This is a genomic window from Rhodococcus rhodochrous (assembly GCF_900187265.1).
GTDB lineage: Bacteria > Actinomycetota > Actinomycetes > Mycobacteriales > Mycobacteriaceae > Rhodococcus > Rhodococcus rhodochrous.
The window spans coordinates 4,320,557-4,346,516 of record NZ_LT906450.1; the positions used below are offsets into that span (position 1 = coordinate 4,320,557).

Annotated in this window: 28 protein-coding genes and 1 pseudogene; 17 read left to right on the plus strand and 12 right to left on the minus strand. The window is 66.2% G+C overall.

Translation table 11 applies throughout. The features are described 5' to 3' along the window. Window positions 1-56: 56 nt before the first annotated feature. On the minus strand, window positions 57-653 hold the full coding sequence (locus CKW34_RS19830; protein ID WP_462687177.1) for a LuxR C-terminal-related transcriptional regulator: 597 nt from the start codon (window positions 651-653) through the stop codon (window positions 57-59). Window positions 654-712: 59 nt separating this feature from the next. Then, window positions 713-2,047: a sensor histidine kinase gene (locus CKW34_RS19835; RefSeq protein ID WP_059384584.1), complete on the minus strand. Its 1,335-nt coding sequence runs from the start codon at window positions 2,045-2,047 to the stop codon at window positions 713-715. Between the two features lie 3 nt (window positions 2,048-2,050). Between CKW34_RS19835 and CKW34_RS19840 the strand changes: the two genes are divergently transcribed. Genes CKW34_RS19840 through CKW34_RS19850 form a run of 3 tightly spaced genes read left to right on the plus strand, consistent with a single transcriptional unit; the run spans window position 2,051 to window position 5,230 of the window. Continuing rightward, entirely contained in the window at window positions 2,051-3,067 is a 1,017-nt protein-coding gene (locus CKW34_RS19840; protein WP_231921752.1) for an ABC transporter ATP-binding protein, read from the plus strand. Then, a complete protein-coding gene (locus CKW34_RS19845; RefSeq protein ID WP_059384586.1) occupies window positions 3,064-4,602 on the plus strand; it encodes a hypothetical protein in 1,539 nt (512 codons plus the stop codon). The genes CKW34_RS19840 and CKW34_RS19845 overlap by 4 nt, the downstream gene beginning before the upstream one ends. Further along, entirely contained in the window at window positions 4,589-5,230 is a 642-nt protein-coding gene (locus CKW34_RS19850; protein ID WP_059384587.1) for a hypothetical protein, read from the plus strand. The genes CKW34_RS19845 and CKW34_RS19850 overlap by 14 nt, the downstream gene beginning before the upstream one ends. Before the next feature lie 76 nt (window positions 5,231-5,306). Here the strand turns inward: CKW34_RS19850 and CKW34_RS19855 are convergent, their stop codons facing one another. The 3 genes from CKW34_RS19855 to CKW34_RS19860 form a co-directional block, all read right to left on the minus strand. Continuing rightward, a complete protein-coding gene (locus CKW34_RS19855) occupies window positions 5,307-5,519 on the minus strand; it encodes an SHOCT domain-containing protein (RefSeq protein WP_059384588.1) in 213 nt (70 codons plus the stop codon). A 62-nt stretch (window positions 5,520-5,581) separates the two neighbouring features. Continuing rightward, entirely contained in the window at window positions 5,582-5,800 is a 219-nt protein-coding gene (locus CKW34_RS24360) for a hypothetical protein (protein WP_155418975.1), read from the minus strand. Between the two features lie 249 nt (window positions 5,801-6,049). Next, on the minus strand, window positions 6,050-6,601 hold the full coding sequence (locus CKW34_RS19860) for a helix-turn-helix domain-containing protein (protein ID WP_059384589.1): 552 nt from the start codon (window positions 6,599-6,601) through the stop codon (window positions 6,050-6,052). Between the two features lie 81 nt (window positions 6,602-6,682). On the opposite strand from CKW34_RS19860, the gene CKW34_RS19865 reads away from it, so the two are divergent. The 3 genes from CKW34_RS19865 (at window position 6,683) to CKW34_RS19875 (ending at window position 8,558) form a co-directional block, all read left to right on the plus strand. Further along, on the plus strand, window positions 6,683-7,048 hold the full coding sequence (locus CKW34_RS19865) for a hypothetical protein (RefSeq protein ID WP_059384590.1): 366 nt from the start codon (window positions 6,683-6,685) through the stop codon (window positions 7,046-7,048). A gap of 92 nt (window positions 7,049-7,140) precedes the next feature. Continuing rightward, window positions 7,141-7,764 carry an ABC transporter ATP-binding protein gene (locus CKW34_RS19870; protein ID WP_197700681.1) on the plus strand — a complete coding sequence of 208 codons (624 nt, stop codon included), beginning with the start codon at window positions 7,141-7,143 and terminating at the stop codon, window positions 7,762-7,764. After that, window positions 7,761-8,558, plus strand: a complete 798-nt coding sequence (locus CKW34_RS19875) for an ABC transporter permease (RefSeq protein ID WP_059384592.1) — start codon at window positions 7,761-7,763, stop codon at window positions 8,556-8,558. Before CKW34_RS19870 ends, CKW34_RS19875 begins: the two co-directional genes overlap by 4 nt. Before the next feature lie 326 nt (window positions 8,559-8,884). Here the strand turns inward: CKW34_RS19875 and CKW34_RS19880 are convergent. Then, a pseudogene (locus tag CKW34_RS19880) lies at window positions 8,885-10,075 on the minus strand (IS3 family transposase). 19 nt (window positions 10,076-10,094) lie between these two features. Between CKW34_RS19880 and CKW34_RS19885 the strand changes: the two are divergent. From CKW34_RS19885 to CKW34_RS19895, 3 genes are all read left to right on the plus strand, one after another. Next, window positions 10,095-10,481 (plus strand): MFS transporter, encoded by a 387-nt coding sequence (locus CKW34_RS19885; protein ID WP_231921753.1) that lies wholly within the window; start codon window positions 10,095-10,097, stop codon window positions 10,479-10,481. A gap of 99 nt (window positions 10,482-10,580) precedes the next feature. Continuing rightward, the gene (locus tag CKW34_RS19890; protein ID WP_059384595.1) at window positions 10,581-10,928 is read left to right on the plus strand and encodes a hypothetical protein; all 348 of its coding nucleotides are present in this window, start codon (window positions 10,581-10,583) and stop codon (window positions 10,926-10,928) included. After that, window positions 10,921-11,562, plus strand: coding sequence for a Dabb family protein (locus CKW34_RS19895; protein ID WP_059384596.1), 642 nt, complete (start codon window positions 10,921-10,923; stop codon window positions 11,560-11,562). The genes CKW34_RS19890 and CKW34_RS19895 overlap by 8 nt, the downstream gene beginning before the upstream one ends. Window positions 11,563-11,624: 62 nt before the next feature. On the opposite strand, the gene CKW34_RS19900 is transcribed toward CKW34_RS19895, so the two are convergent. Next, complete coding sequence (locus CKW34_RS19900; RefSeq protein ID WP_059384597.1) at window positions 11,625-12,545, minus strand: alpha/beta hydrolase; 921 nt, start codon at window positions 12,543-12,545, stop codon at window positions 11,625-11,627. 209 nt (window positions 12,546-12,754) lie between these two features. Between CKW34_RS19900 and CKW34_RS19905 the strand changes: the two genes are divergently transcribed. From CKW34_RS19905 to CKW34_RS19940, 8 genes are all read left to right on the plus strand, one after another. Beyond that, window positions 12,755-13,729, plus strand: a complete 975-nt coding sequence (locus CKW34_RS19905; protein WP_059384598.1) for an alpha/beta hydrolase — start codon at window positions 12,755-12,757, stop codon at window positions 13,727-13,729. 113 nt (window positions 13,730-13,842) lie between these two features. Further along, window positions 13,843-15,309 (plus strand): FAD-dependent oxidoreductase, encoded by a 1,467-nt coding sequence (locus tag CKW34_RS19910; protein ID WP_059384599.1) that lies wholly within the window; start codon window positions 13,843-13,845, stop codon window positions 15,307-15,309. 114 nt (window positions 15,310-15,423) lie between these two features. Continuing rightward, window positions 15,424-16,293, plus strand: a complete 870-nt coding sequence (locus CKW34_RS19915; RefSeq protein WP_064059949.1) for an LLM class F420-dependent oxidoreductase — start codon at window positions 15,424-15,426, stop codon at window positions 16,291-16,293. Window positions 16,294-16,401: 108 nt separating this feature from the next. Beyond that, the gene (locus tag CKW34_RS19920) at window positions 16,402-17,163 is read left to right on the plus strand and encodes an IclR family transcriptional regulator (protein WP_059384600.1); all 762 of its coding nucleotides are present in this window, start codon (window positions 16,402-16,404) and stop codon (window positions 17,161-17,163) included. A gap of 215 nt (window positions 17,164-17,378) precedes the next feature. Then, complete coding sequence (locus tag CKW34_RS19925) at window positions 17,379-17,768, plus strand: nuclear transport factor 2 family protein (protein ID WP_059384601.1); 390 nt, start codon at window positions 17,379-17,381, stop codon at window positions 17,766-17,768. Window positions 17,769-17,846: 78 nt separating this feature from the next. After that, the gene (locus tag CKW34_RS19930; protein ID WP_016695963.1) at window positions 17,847-18,341 is read left to right on the plus strand and encodes a flavin reductase family protein; all 495 of its coding nucleotides are present in this window, start codon (window positions 17,847-17,849) and stop codon (window positions 18,339-18,341) included. Window positions 18,342-18,455: 114 nt separating this feature from the next. Continuing rightward, complete coding sequence (locus CKW34_RS19935) at window positions 18,456-19,445, plus strand: LLM class flavin-dependent oxidoreductase (RefSeq protein WP_059384602.1); 990 nt, start codon at window positions 18,456-18,458, stop codon at window positions 19,443-19,445. Between the two features lie 96 nt (window positions 19,446-19,541). Continuing rightward, complete coding sequence (locus tag CKW34_RS19940; protein ID WP_059384603.1) at window positions 19,542-19,994, plus strand: hypothetical protein; 453 nt, start codon at window positions 19,542-19,544, stop codon at window positions 19,992-19,994. An 80-nt stretch (window positions 19,995-20,074) separates the two neighbouring features. On the opposite strand, the gene CKW34_RS19945 is transcribed toward CKW34_RS19940, so the two are convergent. The 5 genes from CKW34_RS19945 to dnaK form a co-directional block, all read right to left on the minus strand. Continuing rightward, the gene (locus CKW34_RS19945) at window positions 20,075-21,610 is read right to left on the minus strand and encodes an FAD-binding protein (protein WP_059384604.1); all 1,536 of its coding nucleotides are present in this window, start codon (window positions 21,608-21,610) and stop codon (window positions 20,075-20,077) included. A gap of 120 nt (window positions 21,611-21,730) precedes the next feature. Continuing rightward, on the minus strand, window positions 21,731-22,135 hold the full coding sequence (locus tag CKW34_RS19950) for a heat shock protein transcriptional repressor HspR (protein ID WP_059384605.1): 405 nt from the start codon (window positions 22,133-22,135) through the stop codon (window positions 21,731-21,733). Then, a complete protein-coding gene (gene dnaJ, locus CKW34_RS19955; RefSeq protein WP_059384606.1) occupies window positions 22,135-23,304 on the minus strand; it encodes a molecular chaperone DnaJ in 1,170 nt (389 codons plus the stop codon). Before dnaJ ends, CKW34_RS19950 begins: the two co-directional genes overlap by 1 nt. 32 nt (window positions 23,305-23,336) lie before the next feature. After that, the gene (gene grpE / locus CKW34_RS19960; protein WP_059384607.1) at window positions 23,337-23,981 is read right to left on the minus strand and encodes a nucleotide exchange factor GrpE; all 645 of its coding nucleotides are present in this window, start codon (window positions 23,979-23,981) and stop codon (window positions 23,337-23,339) included. Next, window positions 23,978-25,819, minus strand: coding sequence for a molecular chaperone DnaK (gene dnaK, locus CKW34_RS19965; RefSeq protein ID WP_059384608.1), 1,842 nt, complete (start codon window positions 25,817-25,819; stop codon window positions 23,978-23,980). The genes grpE and dnaK overlap by 4 nt, the downstream gene beginning before the upstream one ends. Window positions 25,820-25,960 lie beyond the last annotated feature (141 nt).

The window sequence follows — 25,960 nt, forward strand, 5'->3', positions numbered from 1 at the left end:
CCCCGGACGGTAGACCGGGCATCAACACATCGGATGATTCGGGCGTCGGATGTGTCTCAGCCGAGCTCGTGCCGGCGTAGATACGCGAGGACGGCCAGCACCCGACGATTCGTGTCGTCGGTCGGCGGCAGCACCAGTTTGTTAAAGATGTTGCCGACATGCTTGCCGACCGCCGATTCGGTGATGAACAACTGTGCGGCGATCGCCGCATTCGAATGTCCCTCTGCGATCGAGGCGAGCACCTCGCGTTCGCGCGGCGACAACTGCGCCAACGGATCCCGCCGGCGACGGAACAACTGCTGTATGACCATCGGATCGATCACAGTGCCACCGGCAACCACTTGACGCAGAGTGGAGACGAACTCCTCGACATCGACGATGCGATCCTTCAGCAGATAGCCGACCCGCCCACCTTCCGCACCCATGAGTTCGTCGGCGTAACTCAATTCGACATACTGGCTCAACGCCACCACGGCAAGCCCCGGATAGGTTCGTCGCAGTGCCACTGCTGCGCGCAACCCCTCGTCGGTGAAACCCGGCGGCATCCGCACATCGGTCACGACGAGGTCCGGACGGTGCTCGGCGACAGCCGATTCCAAGTTCACGGCATCGGGGACCGCAGCCACGACCTCGAACCCGAATCGTTCGAGCATCGCGGCGAGGCTTTCGCGCAGCAGTGCACCATCCTCGGCGAGGACCACTCGCACGGCAGTCAGTTCTCGATCCACGGCAACTCCACACGGACAACGGTGGGCCCGCCAGGCGGGCTGGACAGCAGCATTCTGCCGTCGACCGCCGCGACCCGGTCGGCCAGGCCCGTCAGACCGCTCCCTCGTTCCGGATCCGCACCACCGCAGCCGTCGTCCACGATCTCAACGACCAGCAGATTCCCGGCGCGTCGGACAGCCACTGCGACGGCCGTCGCATCCGCATGCTTGGCGACGTTGTTGAGCGCCTCGACCACGACGAAGTACGCTGCGACCTCGACATCCCGGGCGGGGCGGGATGGGATGTCCGCGGTGACGCCGACCGGGGCCATGAAGTCTTCGGCCAGCGCACGCAACGCGTCGGGCAGGCCACGGTCGGTGAGGACCCTCGGGTGGATTCCCCGAATGAGTTGCCGCAGTTCCGCCATCAATTCCTTGGCCTGGTCATGCGCCTGCGACACGCTTTTCGCGGCTGCGGAATCTGGTGGGAGGTCGAGTTTGGCCATGCCCAACTGCAAGGTGAGGTTGACGAGCAGCGACTGTGCGCCGTCGTGCAGGTCGCGCTCGATCCTGCGACGTTCCGCCTCGAAGGCATCGACCAACCGGGCCCGGGACCGGGACACCTCCACAAGTCGTGCACGAAGCGCGTCCGGGTCGTCGCCGCACAATAACGACCGGGCGAGCGCACCGTGCAGTCCCGCGATCAGAGCACTCACATACGGGATCGCGGGCAGCAGAAGCACACCTGCGATCGCGTAGGGGACGGCCTGGTCGACCGCCGTGATCTGGCTGAAGCCGAGCGCCACCGCTTCGTCACCGTCACCCACCACCAGGGGGCTGATCACCATCACCACGATGAGCCCGGTGATCACCGCAGCCAGGAACAACAACGCGGGCACCAGCGTGAGCAGCAGGAACGCATAGCCGAGCCCCCTCCATGTCGCGGACTCGGTGTAGCGGGTGCGCACCCAGGGCCACAGGCCCGCGGAGGGAGGAGCGCGGTGCGCCGAGAGCGCCCGATCCCTGCTCACCAGACGCAGCCGCATCCGTTCCAGGGTCGCCAGCGGTATCGCCACCAGCGGGCCGAGCCCGAACACCAGCGCCGCGCCGAGAACACCGAGGAACAGCACCCGGCCGAGCGGCTGCGGATACATGCCGTCGCCCGCCCACACGATCAGGACGAGCCACGGGACGCAGAACGCCGCGAACGGCAACGCGACCATGCACACCACCGGGACGGTGGTCAGCACGTGACCCAGCGACCGCCACGGCCACTCGGTCAGCAGAAAGCGCCGCCGTGTGATCGCGGTGAGCACCGTGGTCGGTTCATTGGAGGACACCGAGTGAGTCTACCGACGCGGCCGCTGCTTCGGGATGAGGTGGAGTGCAGCCGAAAGGTGGTGCTGGCACCACCTTCGATCCGCGGCGTGGACCCAGTGACCGCACCACCGGTCGAATGGTCAGCTGAAGTCATGCAACTGGAGCTGAACCACGTCACCAAAACCTATCGGGGTAAACAGGCTGTCACCGACGTCAGCCTGCGGGTCGGGCCCGGGGTTCTCGGCCTCCTCGGCCCCAACGGAGCCGGTAAGTCGTCGCTGATGCGCATTCTCTCCACAATCACCCGCCCGACCACAGGTACGGTCATGTGGAACGGGACCGACATCGTCGCTCGGCCGGAGCCGCTCCGACGCGTCCTCGGTTACCTCCCGCAGGATTTCGGCGTCTACCCGAATCTCAGTGCCGGAGAGTTCCTCCGGTATCTCGCCGCAGTGAAAGGTCTGACTTCGCGGTCGGCCAAGGAGCGGGTCGACGAGCTGCTCGAACTCGTCAACCTGACGGAGACGGGATCGCGGCCGGTGGGTACGTTTTCCGGCGGAATGCGCCAGCGTGTCGGTATCGCGCAGGCACTCCTGGGTGACCCCGAGCTTCTCATCGTCGACGAACCGACGGTCGGGCTGGACCCCGAGGAACGCATGCGGTTCCGCAACCTGCTCGGGGACCTGGCGAACGACCGGATCGTCATCCTGTCCACTCACATCGTGTCAGACATCGAATCGATCGCCGACGACATCGCGATCCTCACCGCCGGCGAACTACGTAGGCGCGGCACCCCGGAGGAGCTTCTCCGTTCCGCGGACGGTCTGGTGTGGGAAGCGATGGTTCCCGTCGATGCCGTGACCGAGATCCGGCAACGAGCGACGATAACCCGCACGGTCCGAACAGCACAGGGCGTGCGTGTCCGTGCGGTCGCCCATACACCTCCGATGCCGGGGGCTCGTCCTGTCGAACCCGATCTCGAAGACGCGTACGTCATCGCGGTCCACAGCCCGATGGCGCCCGCCGGGGTGATCCGATGACAGGCGCTGTCGCTGCCGTCGCGATGGCAGACTTCCGGGATCGTTCGCGGCGTCCCGCGTTCCTGGTGACGGTGCTCGGCGCTGTCGCACTCGGCTATGTGGCCGTCCCGCCTGTCTCTGCAACGTACGCGATGGTCAAGGTCGGATCGTTCCGGGGACTGTACGACAGCGCGTACATCGGCATGTTGCTCGCCATGATCGGCAGTTTGTGGTTGCCGCTGTTCGGGTTCTACGTCGTCCGCAGCAGCATCGCGCGCGACATTTCGACCAGCGTAGGCGAAACGCTTTCCGCCTCCCCGTTGCGCACGTCGATGTATCTGCTAGGCAAGTATCTGAGCAACCTGGCGGTGCTCGCGGCGATGGCTGCCGCACTCGCTCTGATCGCACCCGTGATGCAGCTTCTCCGCGGGGAATCCACTAGCCTCGACATGACGGCGCTCTGGCTTCCGATCGTGCTGTTCTGTCTTCCTGTCCTGACCGTGGCCGCAGCAGCCGCCGTCGTCTTCGAAACGGTCCCGCTCTTGCGAGGTGGTGCGGGAAACATACTGTGGTTCTTCGTGTATCCGTCGATGTTCCTCGCCGGGATTCCGCTGGTCTACGGATCAATTACCGCAGGGTTCCAGGCAGACCTGGCGACGCAGCACCCCGGCATGGATGACGAGATCTCAATCGGGTTCACCGCGGAACCGGGCGCACTCGGGCAGTTCACGTGGTCCGGGATGGACATCGACACGACTCTCGTCGCCGCGAGTGCGGGGTTGATTGCCGCCTCGACGATCGTCGCCATCCTTCCCTCCCTCTGGTTCGGCCGGTTCGATCCCGCACGGTGGCAACGCACTCCCTCGCATGTGTCTGCCGCACCTGCAACCGAAGCTCCCGTTGCGCCGGCGTTCTCGCAGAGCCCGCGAACGCTGTCGCCGGCCGAGCGTGGACAGTCGTTCCCGGGGTTGCTGCTCGGCGAGGTGCGCATTCATCTCGGAAGCGTGTCGCGGTGGTGGTGGCTCACACTCGCGATCGTGACGATCACAGCCCTCGCCGTTCCCGCTGATCGCGTCGGCACCGCACTGCTCTTCGCATGGTTGTTGCCGGTGCTGCTGTGGTCACGTCTCGGGACACTCACCTACGAACAAGGCGTCGCTCCCCTTGTGCAGTGCGGTGTCTCGTCTCGCATCAGACTCATCGCCGAGTGGGGTGCAGGCGTGCTTATTGCGGTCATCGCGGGTGTCGGCCCGCTGGTGAAGATGCTGCTTGCAGCGGACGCGACCGGAGTCGCCGCGTGGGTTGCGGGTGCGACGGTGATTCCTGCCCTTGCGCTTCTGATCGGGTCGATCGGCCGGACTGCACGCGTGTTCCAGGCCGTCTACCTGTTGATCTGGTACGCCGTGCTCAACGGGGTCGCAGCGGTCGACGTCATGGGCGTGCTCCGCACCGATGGGTCACTCGGCGGCCCGTCCCCACTGTTGTCCTTCGGCGTCAGCGCCGTGCTGATCGCCGCCACAGTACTCGTTCAGGAGATTCGCCATGCCCGTCGTTGAAACCGCACCCCGGAAGTTCCGCGTCTCCGTCGGCGTTGCGGCACTGGCACTCTTGTCTGTAGCACTCACCGGCTGCACTGCCGATTCCACGAGTCACGAACAGCGGAATGACAGCTACAGCGGCGCCACGTCCGTCACACTCGATTTCGATGATGCGGGTGCCAAACAGTTCGGTGTCACCACCGCGGCCCTGAGCGCCCAGGTGATCGGCTCCGACCGCGACGACATCGAGATCCGACGTTCCTTCGAGTTCACCGACGGCGACAAGCCCGATGAACGCATCGACACCGACGGGTCCGGTCTGATTATCAGCGCGAGTTGCCCCGATAGATTTGCCGTCGGCAGCCCCACCTGCGTCGCCCGATACGAGATCGCCGTACCGTACGGGACTGTTGTCCAAGGGAATTCGAAGTTCGGCGATCTGACGGTGACCGACACCCGTGCCGCCGTCGATCTGAACTCCCGCTACGGTGACGTCACGCTGGTCACGGGCCCGGGCGGTTACGCGGTGGACGCCGTCTCGGCGACGGGCACAAGCACCATCGAGGTGCCGCAGGATCCCGCCGGGATCCCGGTGCGCCTACGGTCCGGAGATGGCGCCGTCTCCGCAATGACGGGCCCTCGCTGAGACGAGAGCGAAGTACCCAGAGTGAATGCACACCTCGCAGGGACGGTTACTACCAGGCAGCCACTCGAGGTGTGTGTTATTCGTCGTCGTCGATCTCGCCGCGGGCCAACCACTGTGGGAGGAGCTGCTCAGGAGTATCGGCGTGAGGATGGGGTGGCTGTGGTGTCCGGGCGAGTAGTCGAATGACGGCAATCACCGCCAGGACGATTAACACCCAGAACGCGATCATCGCGAAGATCATGAGCGCGTAGCCCCACCCGTTCATGCTGTTGGCGTACCAGAACATCATCGGTGTGCCTCTGCATTGCGCCAGATTCGTCGCTCTTCAGGCAGCCCGCGCGATCGCGATTTTCACCCGGGTCCGGCGCACGAGTTCGGCGCGGCCGGCGACGGTGCCGCGAGACGGCCCACACCTGCTGCCTCAGCGATCGCATCGGGTGGCACGTCACTCGCGCCCGCTCTGCTTTCTGTTGATTGGCGTCCAAGTATGCCGAGGCGCTCTTTCAAGAACGCGATGTCGTTGTCCTGCTCGAACATCTGCTTGCGGAGACGGGCGAGCTCGGTGCCCACACGGGCGATGCTGCTGCAGCTCGGAGAGCATCTCGACATACCGCTTCGTGATCGGAACACGCTGTCGGCGTTGGTGACGAAGCGGACATCTCACCTGTCCCCGTACAGATGTCGTGGGAATCTGCGATAGGAGGCGCACACAGCCAATGGGCACACCGACCAGCACCAAAATATCGAAACGACCTGCAAAACAAGATGAAACACCTGATGAGTATCCGGACGCACCCTGACGAACCGTTGCGGGCAGATTCAATCGTCCTCGACGGTGATCGTTGGGGGACTGGGAATTACCGCGGTGGTCAAGGCGATGCGAGTGCGGTCCCCGCCGGAGTCGGTTTGGTACGGCGCGAGTAGCTCGGCGAGCCGTGTCTGGATCTGCGCGAGGTCGTCGGTGGTGACGTAGAGCGGTGTGGTGCCGAAACCCAAGTAATTCCGCAGGTTTCGATCCTCGTTCTCGATGAACGTGTCGAAACTCTCGCCGAGTGCGCTCAGGAAGGTCAGGAAGGCGTTTCGGAGTTCTGCGTCGCTCATCGCATTGAGATCGTCGTGCCCGACGTGTGCCATGCGTTCCCCGAGCGCGAGTGTTCGTTCAATGGTCCCGCGCACGCGGCGCTCGTCGACGACGGTGACGATCTCCGCGTCGATCAGTGCCGCCACGTGCCGGTAGAGCGTGGCCTGGGTGACGCTCGGCAGTGCCGCCCGGAGTTCGCCGGTCGTCAGCTGGCGACCTCCGAGTTGCTGCACAATCCGCAACCGAACAGGATGCAGTACGACGTCGGCAATTGTCGATTTGCTCGCCATCGCGACCTTTCGCCGTTATTATCACTCTGATAATGTTCTCAACATCGATACGAGCTTACCGTCGACAGGAGACTTGACGCTATGGCGCAACCGATCTACGACGAAGCAGCCCTGCATCTGACCTTTTCTCGATGGGAAGCCCCGGTGGTCCGCTATTCCGCCATGGCTGTACCGCTGAACTCGATCTCGAGCGTCGAGGTGTTGCCGAGATGGACCTCGGAAACTCTCGGCATCAGATCCGGCCTGACAGTCTCCGGCTACCTGAAAGTCGGCACCTTCTTGCACCCCCGCGGCACCACTCGGCTGGTCTCGATGAAGCGTGGCCACCCGATATTGCGTGTCGGACTTCGTGGGCGCAAGGCCGATGAGAAGTTCGACGAATTGCTTCTCAGCAGCCCGGACGCATACGAGATCGCCGAAGCCCTCCGACTGGCCGGTGTGCGATGAAGGGCGTCTCCATCCAAGTCGACAGCCTCACAAAACGATTCGGTCGAGTAGAGGCAGTCGGCGACGTCACCTTCACGGCCCAACCGGGTCGGGTGACGGGTTTTCTCGGACCGAACGGCGCCGGCAAATCCACGACTTTAAGGATGCTGCTCGGACTGACCCGTCCGGACCGCGGTACTGCGCTGTTCGCCGGCATCGCCTACGGCGACCTTCCGTCCCCCACGCGAACCGTGGGCGCTGTACTGGACATCGCGTCGGCGCATCCTGCTACCACCGCCCGCAATCACCTCCGTACCTTCTGCGCCCTCGGCGGTCACCCGTCGGATCGAGTCGACGAGGTAATCGGAACGGTCGAACTGGACCGGTTCTCCGACCGACGCGTAGGCGGTTACTCCACGGGCATGCGACAGCGCCTCTCCCTCGCTACCGCGCTGCTGGGCGACCCGGACGTGCTCGTTCTCGACGAACCGTCCAACGGCCTCGACCCGGCGGGAATTGTGTGGCTACGTAACTTCCTTCGGGATTTCGCTGTCTCCGGCGGTACCGTCCTGATCTCCAGCCACGCCCTCGGTGAACTGCAGAACAGTATCGACGACGTGGTGCTCATCGACCACGGACAGATCGTCTGGACGGGCACCCTGCTCGAACTCACGACGCGAGGCGACACATTGGAAGAGGCATACCTCAGACTCATCGCCCGGGAGAGTGCGATATGAAGCGTGCCGTCCGCGGTGAACTCACGCGACTGTTCTCCACCCGTCTCCCCATGTGGGCACTGATTGCGGCCGTCGCGAGCGGCGCCGGACTCACAGGGCTGCTCGGTTTAGTGGGCCCGGAGAACGCATCGCCTCCGATGCCCGCTCTCGACACCTCGGAAGGTGTGGGAATCGCTATCGGCCTCGCTGGGCTGCTGCTGTTCGTACCCGCACTGTTCGGCACGGTAGCCATCACGAGCGAGTACCGCCACCAGACCATCGGCTCGACGTTCCTTGCGGTGCCTCGTCGCGGCAGGGTGCTCGGCGCAAAGCTGGCTGTCTACAGCGTATTTGGACTCGCTTACGGACTGCTGATGTCGTTGTCGTCGGCAATCGCCTTGTGGTCCGTCGCCACCATGCGCGGAATCACCCTCGGCGCCTCCGCCGGCGACCTGGTGACACTCCTTGCCCGCCTGGCTGTGGCCGCCGCAATCTACACGATGCTCGGCATGGGTATCGGTGCGCTGGCACGCAACCAGCTCGTGGCCGTGGGAGTCGCGCTCGGGTATTTCTATCTTGTTGAGCCTGCGCTCATGATCGTCCCGGGACTCGGTGCCTTCTATCCGTTCCTTCCTGGAGGCGCGACTGCTTCACTGATGGACTTCACGTTCCTCGCCGATACCGTCGCCCAGGAATCTTCGCTGGGAGTGCCCGCATTGCTCTCGCCGCTCGTGGGCGTGCTCGTGCTCCTCGGCTACGCGGCGGCTGCCTCGGTGGTAGCAGTGGTGTCGCCGCTTCGGCGGGATCTCGCGTAGCGTTGCCGCGCTGAGCAGTGCTGCGCGCGGTCCGGCGGGTCGGATACCGCCGGATTTACGCAGAACCGACCGATCTGGGGAACGCCCTCCCCGAGGACTCGCCCCGACTCGCTCAGCAGATCACCTCGATGCTGGCAACGGGCGGGCGGAAATGTGGGGAGTTCCAACCGAAAGCGGACAGAAACCGTCGCGCTGCAGGGACAGTGTCCGGTGCAGCGCCGCCGCCAGAGGCCAGTTCACGGCTTCAACGTACAAGGCACGAGCGTGGACCGCTGTGAGCTGGGTGGATCCGGGGGGACTGCTGCACGATCCGGTGACAGATTCGGTCACGCAGCCTGTGTGGCTGGTGTGGTCATGATGGTCTCGAACTCGACAGGCGTCAATCTGCCGAGCCGGAGCTGACGTCGCCGGCGGTGATAGGTCCGCTCGATCCAAGTCACGATCGCGATGCGCAACTGCTCGCGTGTGGCCCATCTCTGCCGGTCGAGGACGTTCTTCTGGAGCAGCGCAAAGAACGATTCCATCGCGGCATTGTCGCCGGCCGCACCCACCCGACCCATCGATCCGACCAGGTCGTGGCGGGCGAGGGCGCGGACAAATTTCCGGCTGCGAAATTGCGATCCACGGTCGGAATGAACCACACATCCGGCAACCGAGTCCCGCCGTGCCACTGCCGATTCGAGGGCCGTGACAGCCAGACGGGATTTCATCCGATCGCTGATCGAGTAGCCGACGATCCGGTTCGAGTACACGTCCTTGACCGCACACAGGTAGAGCTTGCCTTCCTCGGTTCTGTGTTCGGTGATATCGGTGAGCCACAAAGTGTTTGGAGCATCCGCGGTGAAGACGCGGCCGACGAGATCATCGTGCACCGGCGGCCCGGAGCGGCCCTTCTTCGAGCCACGTTTCTTGCCGAACACACTCCACCACCTGTTGGTCGAACAGATCCGCCACGCCGTGCGGTCCGACATCGACTCGCCCGCATCGCGGGCTTCGTCGGCGAGGAACCGGTAGCCGAACTCCGGGTCCTCGCGGTGGGCGTCGAACAGGGCGTTCGCCCGGTACGCCTCCTCGAGTTCGGCGTCGGTGACCGGGTCGGCGAGCCACCGGTAGTACGGCTGGCGCGCGATCCCCAGAACCCGGCACACCCGCCGCGACGGGAATCCCGCCGGCGGCCAGCTCGCGGACGAGCGGTGGGGGCACCTCCCGCGTGCGGGGGAACATCATTTTCCCGGAAGATTCGCCTGTGATAGATACGCCGCGGCCCGCCGCAGCACTTCGTTCTCCTGCTCAAGCAACCGGATCCGCTTTCTCAGCTCGCGGTTCTCTCTGGACTCCTCGTTCGTCGTCCCTGGCTTGGTGCCGTCCTCGACGTCGGCATTCCTGAGCCAGTTGGTCAGGCAGGATTCGCTGATGCCGAAGTCGGCGGCGATCTGCCGCAGGTGCTGACCTGGTTCGCGGTTGCGGGCCACGCGGACGACGTCGTCGCGGAACTCTTTCGGATAGGGCTTGGGCACGGGGTCCATCCTTCCAGCAGTGCCTCACGGCACCACAGTTCAGATGTCACCTATCCGTGCAGCAGTCCCAACAGCGTTCGCCTACACCGGCTACCCGAAGATCGTCATCGAATCCGTGCCGGAGGACGTCACCAGCGTCACGACCGGAGTGCTGGCCACAACCCGACAGGCGTTCTCCGCCATCAGCGTTGCGATCGTGTCGGTCATGCTCTCGCTGTGGACCGTGCCGGATACGACCATGCCGACATCGGCGTCGCTCGACCTGGCAGTCGGCTGGTTCGTGTTGTGCTCGCTGATTGTGGCGGCGATCTGTTTGTTCATCGGCCGGCCGCAACAGGCGCCTGCCGTCGACTCGCCTGTGAGCGACGGCCGGGACGACGCCGACATGTCCGGCGCCGCAGTCTGAAAGCGAACCGGTGTGGGCCTGTTCGTTCCTCCGGGAAAACCCTCCCGCGAAGCGGGATACGGTCGCCCTGGAACGCTCCGACGACCGTAGGTTCTCGATATGGCAGACGAGAAGATCTTCGTGGTCGACCGTGTGGTCACGAAGCCGGGATGTGCACGAACGTTCGTCGACAGATACATCGCCGAATACGTACCGGGGGGACGTGGACGAGGGATGACGCTCGACCGGATCCTCGTCACTCCTCCGGTCTGGTCCGACGACGAAACCAACGTGGTCACCATCATGTGGTCGGTCGACGGCGTGAACTCGTGGTGGAACATGACCCGGCAGGGACGACGAGACCCCGAACTCGGACGGTGGTGGTCGGATATGGATCAGTACGTCACCGAGCGTTCGCGGACGATGGCCGCCCAGGCCGCCGACATCGAAGGACTTGCCGATGTTTAACGTGGTCAGAGTCGTGCACTTCGACGAGTCCGCAAGCATTGCGGACTGCGCCGAATACGTCGACACCGTTCGGATCGCCGCCAAGGAACTCGACACGGTCGGACACTTCGTCGCTCCCACCCTGCCCGGCGTGATCAACGGTGGCAATGTCCTTGTGCATCTTCGTTTTCCGTCCGCAGAGATCGCCGCTCGCCACATCAGCGATTTCGACGTCATCCTCCGTACACCTCCCGCGACGTATGTGGACGGAGTCGGTTATCCGGCTTCCTCGGCGCACAGACGTCCGGACGAGCCGCACACGGTCTACCGGGCGCTTCTGGTGCGGGTCGACCCCGAGGCCCCGGCCGAAGCCGTCGAGGAGTTCGAAGGTGACCTGTTGAAGATGCCAGGATACATCCCCTCGATCGTCGCCTGGCGCCTGAGCCGGGTAGCGGATTCGGTGGGCCGTACCGAATGGACGCACGTGTGGGAGCAGGAGTTCACCGATCACGAGGCTCTCATGGGCCAGTACCTGAACCATCCGGTCCACTGGAGCATCGTCGACCGCTGGTTCGATCCGGAGTGCCCGGAAGTCATCGTGCGCGAGCGGGTGTGCCACACCTTCTGCGCTGTGGAGGACATCGCCATCGAGTGAGAACGACGAAGTCCTCGGGCCATCGGTGATGGTCCGAGGACTTCGTCTTCAGCGGAGTGCCGTCACTCGAACAGTGAACGCATCATCTTCCAGATCTCCTGCCGTGCAGGCTCCGTCAACGACAGCGACGGGAACGTCAGGAATCCGTGGAAGAGACCGTCGAATCGTCGATGCCGTACTTCCACACCGGCGTCCGCGAGTCGTTGCGCATAGTCGTCACCGGCCGAGCACGGTGGATCGAGTTCGGCAGTGATCACGACGGCCGCAGGAAGTCCGGCGAGCGAATCGGCCCGAGTCGGGACCAGTCGAGGATCGTCGGTACCTTCCGGCGCGTACTGCTCCCAGTACCACTTCATCGCCTTGGTGGTGTTGTAGTACCCCGACCCGTACTTCCGGTACGACTCCGTGTCGAAGTCGTCGTCGATGACCGGATAGAACAGCGCCTGGCCGAACACTGCAGGTCCCCCGCCGTCGCGCGCTGCGAGGGCCACGGTCGCGGCGAGGTTCCCCCCGGCACTGTCACCTGCAAGCACGATACGCGTGGGATCTCCCCCGTATGTCGTGATGTTGCCGGCCGCCCATTCGAGTGCTGCGTACATGTCCTCGTGCGCTGCCGGTGCACGATGTTCCGGTGCGAGTCGGTAGTCGACGGACACGACGACGACGCCGACCCCCTCCGCCATCGAACGACAGAACTCGTCGTGACTGTCGAGATCGCAGAACACGAAGCCACCGCCGTGGGCGAAGACCACCACCGGGATCGCGTCCTCGGAACTCTCGGGCCGATAGACACGGAGCGCGAGGTCTCCACCGGGACCGTCGATGGTGATGTCGTGGACGTCCCTCATGGCGGGCAGGTGCTGAAGAGGTGCACGACGACTGCGGATCAGGTCACGGAGTTCCGGGGGCGGAACCGTGGTGACATCCGGAAAGCCCGCGTCCAGGGCCTTCAGCATGGACTCGACTTCAGGATGCAATGACATGTGGGTCTCCTCGATGTGGTGCGTTCGGCCACGCTAAGACCGGGGGCGACGGGTCCGGAACCCGTTATCCCGGCCAGCGGTCGACCGAAATACGTCACTTCAGTGGGACGAAGCCTTCGCTCGGGCCGACCCGGCCACGAGGATGAGGAGCAGCCCACACCCGACAGTCACCGATCGACGGTGACCGGAGACCCGGAGGAAGCGACATCATGACCACCGCGCACGGTGCTACGTCCGCACCCGACGACGTCTACGATCCCGACGTGAGGAGGCTGGTCGAGGCGATCCGCGCGCGAGGCGTCGGTTCCTTGCGGGACACCGGGGTCGAAGCGGCCCGCCGCTCACTCGAATCGATCGTCCGGCCCGCCGGCCCCGACATGCGCTCCGTGCAGTCCAGGGAACTCCCCAGACCCCACGGCACCGTTCCCGTGCGCATCTACCGCCCTCGTTCGACACCGGATCGACATGCACCCGCCCTGGTCTGGTTCCACGGCGGCGGCATGATCATGGGCACTCTCGATTCGTTCGACCGGCTCGCGCGCGAGGTCGCCGAATCGACGCGGGCCGTGGTGATCAACGTCGACTACCGACTCGCCCCCGAACATCGCTATCCCGTGGCCCACGACGAAGCCTGGGCAGCGCTTCGATGGGCACACGACAACGCTCACGATCTGGGTCTGGATCCGGACCGTATCGGGGTGGGTGGAGACAGTGCCGGCGGCGGGTTGGCCGCGGCCACAGCTCTCCGGGCCCGCAACGAAGGCGGGCCCCGCATCGCTCAGCAGGTGCTGGTGTATCCCGGCCTCGAGCGCCGATGCGATCGGCCGTCGATGCGGCGCTTCGGCGACAGTCCCTTCCTCAGGTCCGAGGACATCGACTGGATGAAATCGCTGTATCTGGGCGATGATCCGGCAGAGGACGACGAGTACGGAACCCCGGTGCTGGCGACCGATCTGAGTGGGCTCCCTCCTGCGGTGGTGATCTGTGGTTATGCCGATCCCCTCCGGGACGGTGTGGAGGACTACGGACGACGCCTGCAGGAGGCGGGGGTGCCGACGGCCGTCATCCGCTATCCGGGGGTCGGGCACGGATTCTTCATGCAGACCCACGCACTGGCACGGGCCAGGGCTGCGATGGCGGAGGTCGGTGCCCTGGTCGCCGCACGGTTCGCTCCGATCACCTGATCCCGGAATTCCTCCCGGTGAGCAGACCATGACCGTCCAGGAGCCACGGAACTCCTCGTAGTTTGTCCGCGAGCGCGCAACCCGGCTCGCTCGCAGATGCCGAGGAGGCAGCGATGTCCCGAGAACCCGGATCCCAGGTGGAACGCGACGAGATCGAACACGTGGACGTGGTGGTGGTCGGGATGGGTGCCGCCGGCTGCGCTGCCGCTCTGGCCGCCCACGACGCGGGTGCCCGAGTGGTCGTGCTGGAGAAGACCGGTCCCGGCGAGGCCGGCGGAAACACGCGGGTGTCGGGTGGTGGCTGGTTCCATCACGACGATCCCGAACGCGCTGCTGTGTATCTGCGCGCGCTGTGCGGCGACGATCGGCCCCTACCCGAGCCCGTCGTCCGAGCGTGGTCCCACGGAACCCGAGAGGTGTCCGCATGGGTGGAATCGCTCGGTGTCGAGGTGGGGCCGCACGGTCACTTCAACGCGGCCGGCGCGGAGTATCCCGAGCTGCCCGGGAGCGACTGCTACGGAGGATTACGTTGTGTCGAGGGGACACTCGGTCAAGGTCGGCTCTTCGCGGTCCTGGAGAAGGCGTTGCACGATCGCGGCATCGACGTGCGGTACGAGACGCCCGTTGCGCGCCTGACGACCGACGCGCTCACAGGTTCGGTGACCGGCGTCGTCACCGCCGGCGGTGAACGGATCGACGCCGGGCGCGGTGTCGTGCTCGCCACCGGCGGCTTCGAAGGCGACCCCGAACTGGTACGCACTCACCTCGGACTCGAGGACGTGCCGGTGTGGGGAAGCACGGCCGCAACCGGCGACGGCCTCCGTATGGCGCAGGAGGTCGGGGCGGATCTGTGGCACATGGACAACATGATGGCGGTCAACGGCATCACCGACCCGGCTTCCCGCCACGGCTACTTCGCGATGTTCGTCCATGCGCGTGGGGTGATCTGGGTCGACGACACGGGCCGTCGATTCGTGGACGAGTTCGTCCCGTCGGGGCACGGGCAGGCGTTGATCGACGGACGGTACGTTCTGCATCCGCATCGCCCCATGTGGGTCGTGTTCGACGAGAAGACGAGGTCGGCCGGTCCGATCAGCGGTTCGGCCGACATCCTCCCGGTCGGGTGGAACGTGTTGATGAACGGTTATCGGTGGAGCTCCGACAACATGACGGAGATCGAAGCGGGCTGGATACGACGCGGCGACACGCTGGAAGAACTTGCCGCGGTGACAGGAGTGCCCGCAGATGCTCTCGCAGAAAGCGTCTCGGAGTACAACGCTGCATGCGCTGCGGGGGTGGACGAGCGCTTCGGGCGTTCCGCCGCCACGCTGGTGCCACTCCTCGAACCCCCCTTCTATGCCTACCGCAGCGGACCGATGCTGGCGTGGACCAACGGCGGGCCTCGTCGTGACGAACACGCTCGTGCCCTCGCCACGGACGGCACGGTCATCGAGGGACTCTATGCCGCGGGCACGGTGAGCTCGACATTCAGTTGGGCCAAGGACGGTGGTTTCCACATTGCCGATGCGTTCGTGTTCGGCCGCATCGCGGGCGAACACGCCGCTCGTCGTATCGGTTGAGTCCGGAGACCGGGACGGTTCGTGCTTCCTGCGTCCGCCGCGCGCAGACTGCCACGAGACGACGTTGCGAAGGAGTGTCCTGTCATGACCCCTGTGCCGAGCCGAGATCCGAAGGTGCGGATCGGAATCACCAGTCCGATCGTCACGCGCCTTCCGGGTGCGTACAACGAATGGGAAGCAACCGCCGGGATCGACGAGCTGACACGGATCGCGGTCACCGCGGACCGCCTGCGATTCCATCACCTCACCTGCAGTGAACATGTCGCCGTGCCGGTGCCTGTGGCCGAAGTTCGTGGCGGGACGTACTGGGATCCGTTGGCGACACTCGGGTATCTGGCGGGACGGACCGAACGGATCCGGCTCGCCACACAGGTTCTGGTTCTCGGCTATCACCACCCGCTGGAGATCGCCAAGCGTTACGGCACCCTCGACGCGGTCAGCGGGGGTCGCCTGATCCTGGGACTCGGCGTCGGCACGCTGCAAGAAGAGTTCGATCTGCTCGACGTGCCGTTCACCGACCGCGGCGCACGGGCGGACGATTCCCTGGCTGCGCTGCGTGCCGCGCTCTCGGAGCGCGTACCGTCCTATCGCGGAATGTATTTCGAGTTCTCCGACATGGTCGTGGAGCCCAACGCAGTACAACCGCGGGTGCCGTTGTGGATCGGCGGGCGTACACCACGCTCCTTGCGACGGGCGTGCGAGCTGGCAGACGGCTGGGTTCCTTTCGGTCTGTCGTTCGACGACGTGCAGGCGATGTTGGGCAGGAGACAGCTGCAGTCCGGATTCGAGGTCGTGTTGCCGGCTGCGGGCCTGGATCCGATCGGCGACCCGGACAGGACGAGAAGGAGGCTCGATCGCGCCGTATCGGCGGGAGCGACGATCATCGGCGCCGGAGTGACCGCCGAGTCGGTCGACCACTACTGCGAGCAGCTCGAGGCTCTCACAGAGTTGTACGGCGAGGCGTTCGGGAATGCCGGAGAATGAGGCCCGCGCTTTCGTGATCCACTTCACAACCTTGGGAACGTGTGGCACCATTCCGATTCGAAATACCCACGTCCTCGCGCTCGGAGCGCTGCGGTTGTAGGAGTAGTCATGACGATTGAGGCGGAAGTCGACCGTACGGCACCCAGCGCAGTGCTCGATCGTGTCGGCCTCGTGCTCGATACGTTCGACGGGGCCGGCCAGCTCACCCTCGCCCAGATCGTGCGTCGGACCGGCCTCCCTCGGTCGTCCGCCCATCGCATCCTCGATCGCCTGGTCTCGATGCGATGGCTGCATCGGGAAGGCCGCACCTACACCCTCGGGCTCCGCCTGATGGAACTCGGTTCACTCGCCGTCCACCAGGACAGACTGCACGCCACCGCCCTACCGCACCTGCAGGAACTCCATCGCGTCACCGGCTTCGTCGTCCACCTGGCCGTCCTCGACGGCGACGATCTCGTCTACCTCGAGAAGATCGGCGGACGTCTCGCCACGGCCGTGCCCACCCGGGTCGGAGGACGCCGACCGGCGCGCAGCACCGCCCTCGGCAAAGCACTTCTGGCGTACGAAGGCACCCCCGGTGCCGCCTACGATCACATACGCGAGCAGGGGGTCGCCTTCGAGAACGAGGAGTCGCTGGCAGGATTCGGGTGTATCGCTGTTCCTGTCGGTCCCGTCGGTTCCGCGGTCGCAGCGGTATCACTGTGCGGCCCCCTCCCCCATCTGCGTTTCGAACATCGGCTGACCGCGCCCGTCCGCATGACGGCCACCGCCATCTGGCGCAAACTCGACCGCAACCACATCGTTCCGACCCTGCAGACCCGCCGGACGCTACGCACAGCACCCGGCGTCCGAGAGCATCAGTACGCCTGACGGACAGTCCTGCCGACCGTCCGGGTTGCGGGTCGACGCATGTCGGACCCGTCGATCCCCCTGTGCGCGAATCGTTCTGCGGATGAGTAGGAGCGGCAGCGAATCGGGTACGTCGCGGATCTCCCGCTGCGCGGGAGCGCGACCCCATATCCACCACGACGCGAATAACGTCGACGAAGTCGCCCCTTGACCATCATCAGATCCGAGGAACAGATATGACAGTGTCCGACGCAGACGCCCGCACGCAGCGCATCCGCGCCACCGTGCACGCCTATCTCGACGCCGTGGCCGCGGGAGTGGCCGCCGACATCGCCGCCCTCTACGCCGAGGACGCCACCCTCGAGGATCCGGTCGGCAGCGAACCGCGCGTGGGCCGGGCCGCGATCGCCGAGTTCTACAAGGGTGTCGAGGCCGCCGAGAACACCACCGAACTGCTCACGCTCCGGATCGGCGGGTCGACCGCGGCCTTCCACTTCCGCGTGGTCACGAAGGCGGGCGAGCAGACCTACGAGATCGAGCCCATCGACATCATGACGTTCGACGACGAGGGACGAATCACCAGCATGCGGGCGGTCTGGGCACCGAGCGACATGCGTGTCCGCTGACCGGTGGGCGGGGCACGGTTCGCCAGGCCCCGCCACGGTGACGGACACTGGAACGAACGCCGATCGATTGGAGCTTCGATGACAGCGGAACACGCGGTACTGGATCCCCGACGGATCCGCGACGTGATGGGCAACTTCTGCACGGGTGTCACGGTGATCACCGCGCTCGACGGCGACGAACCGCTGGGATTCGCATGCCAGTCGTTCGTGTCGGTCTCGCTGGACCCGCCGCTCATCTCGTTCTGTCCCGCCCGCACGTCGACGACCTGGCCGAAGATCCGGGAGGTCGGCACCCTGGCCGTCAACGTCCTGTCCGAGAGCCAACGCACCCTGTGCGGTGCGTTCGCGGTGAGCGGCGGCAACAAGTTCCGCGGGGTGCGCTGGGAGCCGGGTGACAACGGCGCTCCGGCGCTCGAGGGAGCCCTCGCACGGGTCGAGGCGACCGTGGAGACCGAGTACGAGGCCGGCGACCACACGATCGTGCTGGCACGAGTGACCGGACTGACGTCGCTGCACTCCCGCGGCCCGCTCCTGTTCTTCCAGGGCACCTACGGCGGTTTCGAGCGTCGGTGACACCGAACGTCGGCGATGTGGAACGACGGGTGAGGGAATAGACGGTCACCGGCCGAGGTTGCTCCGAAGGTGTGCCCGGCGGCCGATACCGGGCCCCGACGCGAAGGATTACCGGTGACCGTTCCCCTCTCCATCCTCGACCTCGCACACATCGGCAAGGGCGAGACCGCCCGTGAGAGCTTCGACGCCAGCGTGAAGATGGCCCGGCTCGCCGAGCAGTGGGGTTACCGGCGCATCTGGTACGCCGAACACCACAACATGCCGACGATCGTCTCGTCGGCGACGAGCGTGCTCATCGCGCACGTCGCCGCGCACACCTCGTCGATCCGTCTCGGCGCGGGCGGCATCATGCTGCCGAACCACTCGCCGCTGACCATCGCCGAACAGTTCGGCACCCTCGCCACGCTGCATCCCGGCCGCATCGACCTCGGTCTCGGCCGCGCCCCCGGCAGCGACCAGAAGACCATGCGGGCGCTGCGCCGCGATCCGACGTCGGCCGACAGCTTCCCGCAGGACGTTCTCGAACTGCAGGCCTACCTGAAGGGCGAGTCGCGGATCCCGGGAGTCGACGCGATCCCCGGTAAGGGCACCGACGTGCCGCTGTGCATCCTGGGCTCGTCGCTGTTCGGCGCGAAACTCGCTGCCCTGCTCGGTCTTCCGTACGCCTTCGCGTCGCACTTCGCGCCGCAGGCCCTCGAGGACGCGGTGCGGCTCTACCGCCGCGAGTTCCAGCCCTCCCCCGACCACCCGGAGCCGCACGTCATCGCAGGTGTCGGCGTGATCGCCGCCGACACCACCGAGGAGGCGCAGTCGCTGTTCGAGGCGACCAAGCGGGCCCGGGTCGTCCAGATGGTCGGACGCGGGCGCACGTTCACGGAGGAGGAGATCGACATGCTGCTCGACTCCCCCGCCGGCATGCAGGTGCTCGAGATGCTCCGGTACACCGCCGTGGGTACGCCGCAGGAGGTGCGCGACTACCTCGACCGGTTCACCGAGCGCGCGCAGGCCGACGAGCTGATCGTCGTGTCGTCGGCTCCCGGACGCGACGCGTGGCTGCGTTCGCTGGAGCTTGTTGCGCAGGTCAGCGACCTCGTCCCGGCCTGATCGCCGAAGACCGACGGATCGAGCTACCGACGGGTACACTTCAGCGGCCGGCCAGGCACGGCTGAGAACCACGAGTCGTCAACCGCCAGGAGCACGATGAAGTACCGCACCCGCGCTGTCGCAGCGGCAGTTCTGACCGCTGCGGCGGCGCTCACCGCACCGACCACTGCGTCCGCCGATGCTCTGCCCACAGATGGGCCCAGCATCACGCTGACGATCCGGAACGACACCGATGCGCCGATGGTGCTCACGTCGACCGAGAACCTCTACGGAACGTGGGTGGACGAACCGGCCACCGTGGTGCCGGCCCGCTCCACCGAAACGATCTCGGCGAGCAGTACCGACCGGCGCGGGTTCGGCATCCAGATCGACTACACGATGCCCGGCGACGCGACGGTGGCGCTCATGGCCAACAACTACGGCACGGGCGTCGCGAACGGCGACGGCACCCACATCGCCGGTGCCAACCGGCACGGCTTCGGGGTCGCGACCACGGTGGAGGACGGATATCCGTTCATGACAGCGGACTTCGCCGTCACCCGACCCTGAGACGACGAACCGGGCCCGGAGGGATACCTGCGTATCCTTCCGGGCCCGGTTCGTATGTGCGTCAGCGTCGCGCCTGTCTATCAGCGTCCCGCAGCGTCCATCACGGACAGGTGCGCGAACAGCGCGCTCGCGCCGATCGGGTTGCCACCGCCGGGGTAGACGGTGCCGCTCGGTGCTGCCATCGTGTTGCCCGCCGCGTACAGACCGGGGATCGGAGCACCCTCGCTGTCGAGCACGCGCCCGACGGTGTCGGTCCGCAGACCGCCCTTGGTGCCGAGATCGGAGATGCCGAACTGCGCCGCGTGGAAGGGGCCCTGCTCGATCGGGACCAGCGCGGACCCACCGCCGGTGAAGGCGAGATCGTAGGGTTCGTCCCCGCGACCGAAGTCTTCGTCGACTCCCTTCGCGGCCAGCTCGTTCCACCGCGCGACGGTCGCCTTCAGGGATTCGGCGGGCACACCGATCTGCCCGGCGAGCTCCTCGAGGGTGTCGGCGGTCTTCCACAGTCCCGCGTCGACGTACTTCTCGGTCTCGACGAGCGGCACGTTCGTCGCCCCGACCGGCGGGGCCTCACCGTTCCGGTCGTCGTAGATCATCCAGAACGGCAACGTCATCTCGCCGCGCTCCATGCGGGCGATGACGTCGCGGCCCAGACGGTCGTAGGGTGCGTACTCGTTGGTGAACCGCGCACCGTCCTGGTCGACGAAGATGCCGCCCGTGAAGCACAGCGCGAACGCCGAGCGTCCGTCCGGATGGGTCAGTCCCGGTGACCACCAGGCCTGATCCATCAGATCCACGTCGGCGCCGACGGCGATGCCCGCCTCGTGGGCCTTGCCGAGGTTCGACCACGGTCCCATCGAGTCCCGCGCGGCACCCGGTACCCCGTACTTGCCGCGCATCTCGTCGTTCTGATCGAAACCGCCGGCGGCCAGGACGACGCCCTTGCGCGCGCGGATCGCACGTCGCTCACCGTCGTTCCCGACGACCGCGCCCACGACCACGCCGTCCTCGACGATCAGTTCCTCGAGCGGGGTGTTCCGGTACAGGTCCACGTTCGGGTACTTGCGCAGGGCGATGAGGAATCGTCCGACGAGCGCACGACCGCCGATGAGCATGTCGGGCAGGGGTTCGCCGATGCGTTCACGGCCGAGCGGGCCGCGGATCGACTCGTTGAGCTCGGGATCGCCGGCGATGGGCAGCGGCGACGGGACGATGTGCCGTCCCTGGGCACGGGCCTTGGGCGCCTTGCCGAAGTAGTCGGGCCACGGGTACACCATGAATTCGAGGTCGTCGTCGGACTCGAGGTAGTCGATCAGCGGGGCGCCGCCGCGAACGTAGGCCTCCTGCAGCTCGTGCGGGGTGCGGTCGCCGACGACCGCGTGGTAGTAGGTCAGCGCATCCTCGATGGTGTCATCGTCACCGGCGCGCTGCAGGACCGCGTTGGTGGGGAACCAGACGCCGCCGCCCCCGGAGTACGCCGTGGTGCCGCCGAAGTACTCGGACGCCTCGACGAGGATCACCGACAGCCCTTCGCGCGCAGCGGTGTACGCACCGCAGCACCCTCCGGCTCCCGACCCCACCACGAGGACGTCACATTCTTCCGCCCACTCCGCCATGACTGTTGCCTTCCGTCGACCGTTCGTGTGGAACACGCCACACTAGGCAGACGTCGGGCCCGCGCAGGGCGATCGTCTCGCTGGGCGGGAGATTTTCACCCGGCAGGTCGGTGCGGTCGGTCAGTCGCGCCTGTTGCGCGGCTTCCATACGACGAGGGCGTTGCTGCGCGGAATCGGCACCAGATCGCCGCGCGTCGAACGCAACTGGGCGAACTCGGCGTTGAGTTCGACGACGCGCTGCTGCAGCGCCTCGACCTGGTTGGTCAGCTCTATGATCCGCTTGATCCCGGCGAGGTTGACACCTTCGTCCTGGGAGAGGCGCTGTACTTCGCGCAGCAGTTCGACGTCGCGCGGCGAGTACCGGCGGCCGCCGCCGCTGGTGCGGTGCGGGGTGACGAGGCCGAGCCGGTCGTAGTTACGCAGCGTCTGCGCATGCATCCCGGCGAGTTCTGCTGCCACCGAGATGACGTAGACGCGCGCATCGGGGTCCGGTGACAGATCCCGTGGCATTCTCGTCTCGCTCATCACGCACCTGCCCATCCCTCTCGAGGATCGAAACCGCTTGCCTCTTCTGCACGAAGATAGTTGTGCAGCGCTTCCGTCGCCTTCTCGTCGAGATTCTGCGGGATCGCGACCTTCACCGTGACGAGAAGGTCACCGGCGCCGCCCCCGCGCTTGGGGACACCGCGTCCGCGGACCCGCAGGACCCGGCCGTCGGCCGTTCCCGGCGGGATCTTCAGCCCGACGCGACCGTCGAGGGTCGGCACCGAGACGGTGCCGCCGAGGACGAGCTCGCCGTAACTGACGGGCAGCACGAGGGTCAGATCGTCGCCCTCACGCCCGAACACGCGGTCGGGACGGACGTGCACCGTCACGAACAGGTCGCCGGACGGAGCGCCGCGCAGACCGGCCTCGCCCTGACCGGCGAGGCGGATGCGCGAACCGTCCTTGATGCCTGTGGGGACCCGCACGGTGATGGTGCGCGTGCGGTTCTGCACACCGGTACCGCGGCAGTCGTTGCAGGGGTTGTCGATGATCGATCCGGTGCCCCGGCAGTCGTCGCACGGTTCCGAGAAACCGAACGCGCCCTGGTTACGGGAGACCACACCGCTTCCGTTGCAGTACGGGCAGACCCGCGGGCTCGTTCCCGGCTGGGCACCGCTGCCGTGGCAGGTGGTGCACGGCGCCGGGCTGGTCATCCGCAGGGGAACCGTGACGCCCTTGACGGCGTCGCGGAAGTCGAGTGTCGTCTCGGTCTCGACATCGGAGCCGCGGCGCGGACGCGAACGGGCGCCCGGTGCCGCTCCGCCGGCGCGGTTGAACAGGCCGCCGAAGAGGTCGCCGAGTCCACCGTCGCCGGCGCCACCGCCGAACAGGTCGCCGATGTCGAAGGTCGCTCCGGTGCCACCGGAGAATCCGCCGGCGCCGGGACGGAAGCCGCCCTGCATGCCGCCGGAGGCGAACATGCGGCGGGTCTCGTCGTATTCCTTGCGCTTGGCGGGATCCGACAGGACGGCGTTGGCCTCGCTGACGGCCTTGAAACGTTCTTCGGCCTTGGCGTCACCGGGGTTGGCGTCGGGATGCAGGTCCCGCGCCAGTTTCCGGTAGGCCTTCTTGATCTCGTCCTGCGTTGCGTCGGGGGAGACGCCCAGGTCCTTGTAGAAGTCCTTCTCGATCCACTCCCGCTGGCTCACCGGGCGTCTCCTCCTCTCGCGTTTTCTTGTTCTTACTCTGTGCCCGGCTCTGCCGACGGCGCGTCGCCCGGCGTGTCCGCCGGATCGCCGTCGGTGACCGTCACCATCGCGTGCCGCAGGATGCGGTCGCCGAAGCGGTAACCCTTGCGGAGCACCGCCCCGAGCACCGGGTGGTGACCGTCGCCTTCCATCTGGACGGCCTCGTGCAGCTCGGGATCGAAGGCGTCGCCTTCCTCGCCGAACGCGACGAGTCCGACACTGTCGAACACGGCGGTCAGCTTGCCGGACAGCGCCTTCAGCGGACCCGTCTCCAGGTCGCCGTGGGCGCGGGCCCGGTCGAGGTCGTCGAGGACGTCGAGGAACTTCGCCGCGACGGAGGCCTTGGCCTCCTCCGCGATCGCCGTGCGCTGCGCCTCGGCGCGGCGACGGTAGTTCGCGTACTCCGCGCTCACGCGCTGCAGGTCGGCAGTGCGCTCGGCGAGTTCCTTCGCCTCCTGCGACTGTCCTTCGGTCTGCTCGGCCTTCTCGGTGTCACCCTCCGCAGGAACCGACTCGATCACCTCGCCCTCCTCGGCGCGCGGCTCCTCGGCGGGGTCGCGCACCTCGAAGGTCTCGGGGTCGATCCGTCGCTTGTCGGTGACGGTCACCGGTTCCTGCTCGGGCTTGTCGGCACTCACTTCTTCTCCGAATCGTTCGGCTCGTCGACGACCTCGGCGTCGACGACGTCGTCGGCACCTGCGGCCGCGCCGTCACCGGCAGCGGCACCCTCGGCGCCCTGCGCCTCGTAGATGGCCTGGCCGAGGGCCTGCGACTCGGTCGCGAGCTTCTCGACGGCGGCCTTGACCGCGTTGATGTCGGAGCCGGCGAGAGCGTCGTTGGCTTCCTTGACGGCAGCCTCGACCTTCTCCTTGACGTCGGCCGGGACCTTGTCCTCGTTCTCCTTGATGAACTTCTCGGTCTGGTGCACGAGCGACTCGGCCTGGTTGCGGACCTCGGCCTCCTCGCGACGCTTGCGGTCCTCCTCGGCGTGGGCCTCGGCGTCCTTGACCATCCGATCGATCTCCTCCTGGGAGAGGCCGGAGCCTTCCTGGATCTTGATCGTGTTCTCCTTGCCGGTGCCCTTGTCGCGGGCGGTGACGTGGACGATGCCGTTGGCGTCGATGTCGAAGGTCACCTCGATCTGCGGGACACCGCGCGGAGCCGGCGCGATGCCGCCGAGCTCGAACGAACCGAGCAGCTTGTTGTGCGCCGCGATCTCACGCTCGCCCTGGTAGACCTGGATCTGCACGGACGGCTGGTTGTCGTCGGCCGTGGTGAAGGTCTCGGACCGCTTGGTGGGGATCGTGGTGTTGCGCTCGATGAGCTTGGTCATCACGCCGCCCTTGGTCTCGATACCGAGCGACAGCGGGGTGACGTCGAGCAGCAGCACGTCCTTGACCTCGCCCTTGAGGACGCCGGCCTGCAGAGCTGCACCCACGGCGACGACCTCGTCGGGGTTCACGCCCTTGTTGGGCTCGCGACCACCGGTGAGCTCGCGCACCAGGTCGGTGACGGCGGGCATACGGGTCGAGCCGCCGACCAGCACGACGTGGTCGATGTCGCCGACGGAGATGCCTGCGTCCTTGACGACCTGCTGGAACGGAGCGCGGGTGCGCTCGAGGAGGTCGCCGGTGATCTTCTGGAACTCCGAGCGGGTGAGCTGCTCGTCGAGGAACAGCGGGTTCTTGTCCGCGTCGACGGTGATATAGGGCAGGTTGATCGAGGTCGACTGCGAGGACGACAGCTCGATCTTGGCCTTCTCGGCAGCCTCACGCAGACGCTGCATAGCCATCTTGTCCTTGGTCAGGTCGACGCCGTGCTGTGCCTTGAACTTGTCGACGAGCCAGTTGACGATGCGCTCGTCCCAGTCGTCGCCACCGAGGTGGTTGTCGCCGGAGGTCGCGCGGACCTCGACGACGCCGTCGCCGATCTCGAGGAGGGAGACGTCGAAGGTGCCGCCACCGAGGTCGAAGACCAGGATGGTCTGCTCCTTCTCGCCCTTGTCGAGGCCGTAGGCGAGGGCAGCCGCGGTGGGCTCGTTGACGATGCGCAGGACGTTGAGGCCGGCGATGGTGCCGGCTTCCTTCGTGGCCTGACGCTGGGCGTCGTTGAAGTACGCCGGGACGGTGATGACTGCGTCGGTGATGTCCTCACCGAGGTAGGCCTCGGCGTCGCGCTTGAGCTTCATCAGCGTGCGGGCGCTGATCTCCTGCGGCGTGTACTTCTTGTCGTCGATGGCCACGGTCCAGTCCGTGCCGATGTGGCGCTTGACCGAACGGATGGTGCGGTCGACGTTGGTGACCGCCTGGTTCTTGGCGGGCTGGCCCACCAGAACCTCACCGTTCTTCGCGAATGCGACGACGGACGGGGTGGTACGGGACCCCTCGGCGTTGGCGACCACAACGGGCTCGCCGCCTTCCAGAACGGAAACGACCGAGTTGGTGGTTCCGAGGTCGATGCCGACCGCACGAGCCATAATTTTCCTCCAATGTTCCTGCCGCGGCGCGTACACGCCGCGAAAACGTTCCTGCTCCCCCGGACCTGTTCGACCCGGGTGAGCGCGGTCGACTCAAGCCTGCACCCGATCGACTCACGTCGTCAAATGAGGTTGAGCCTA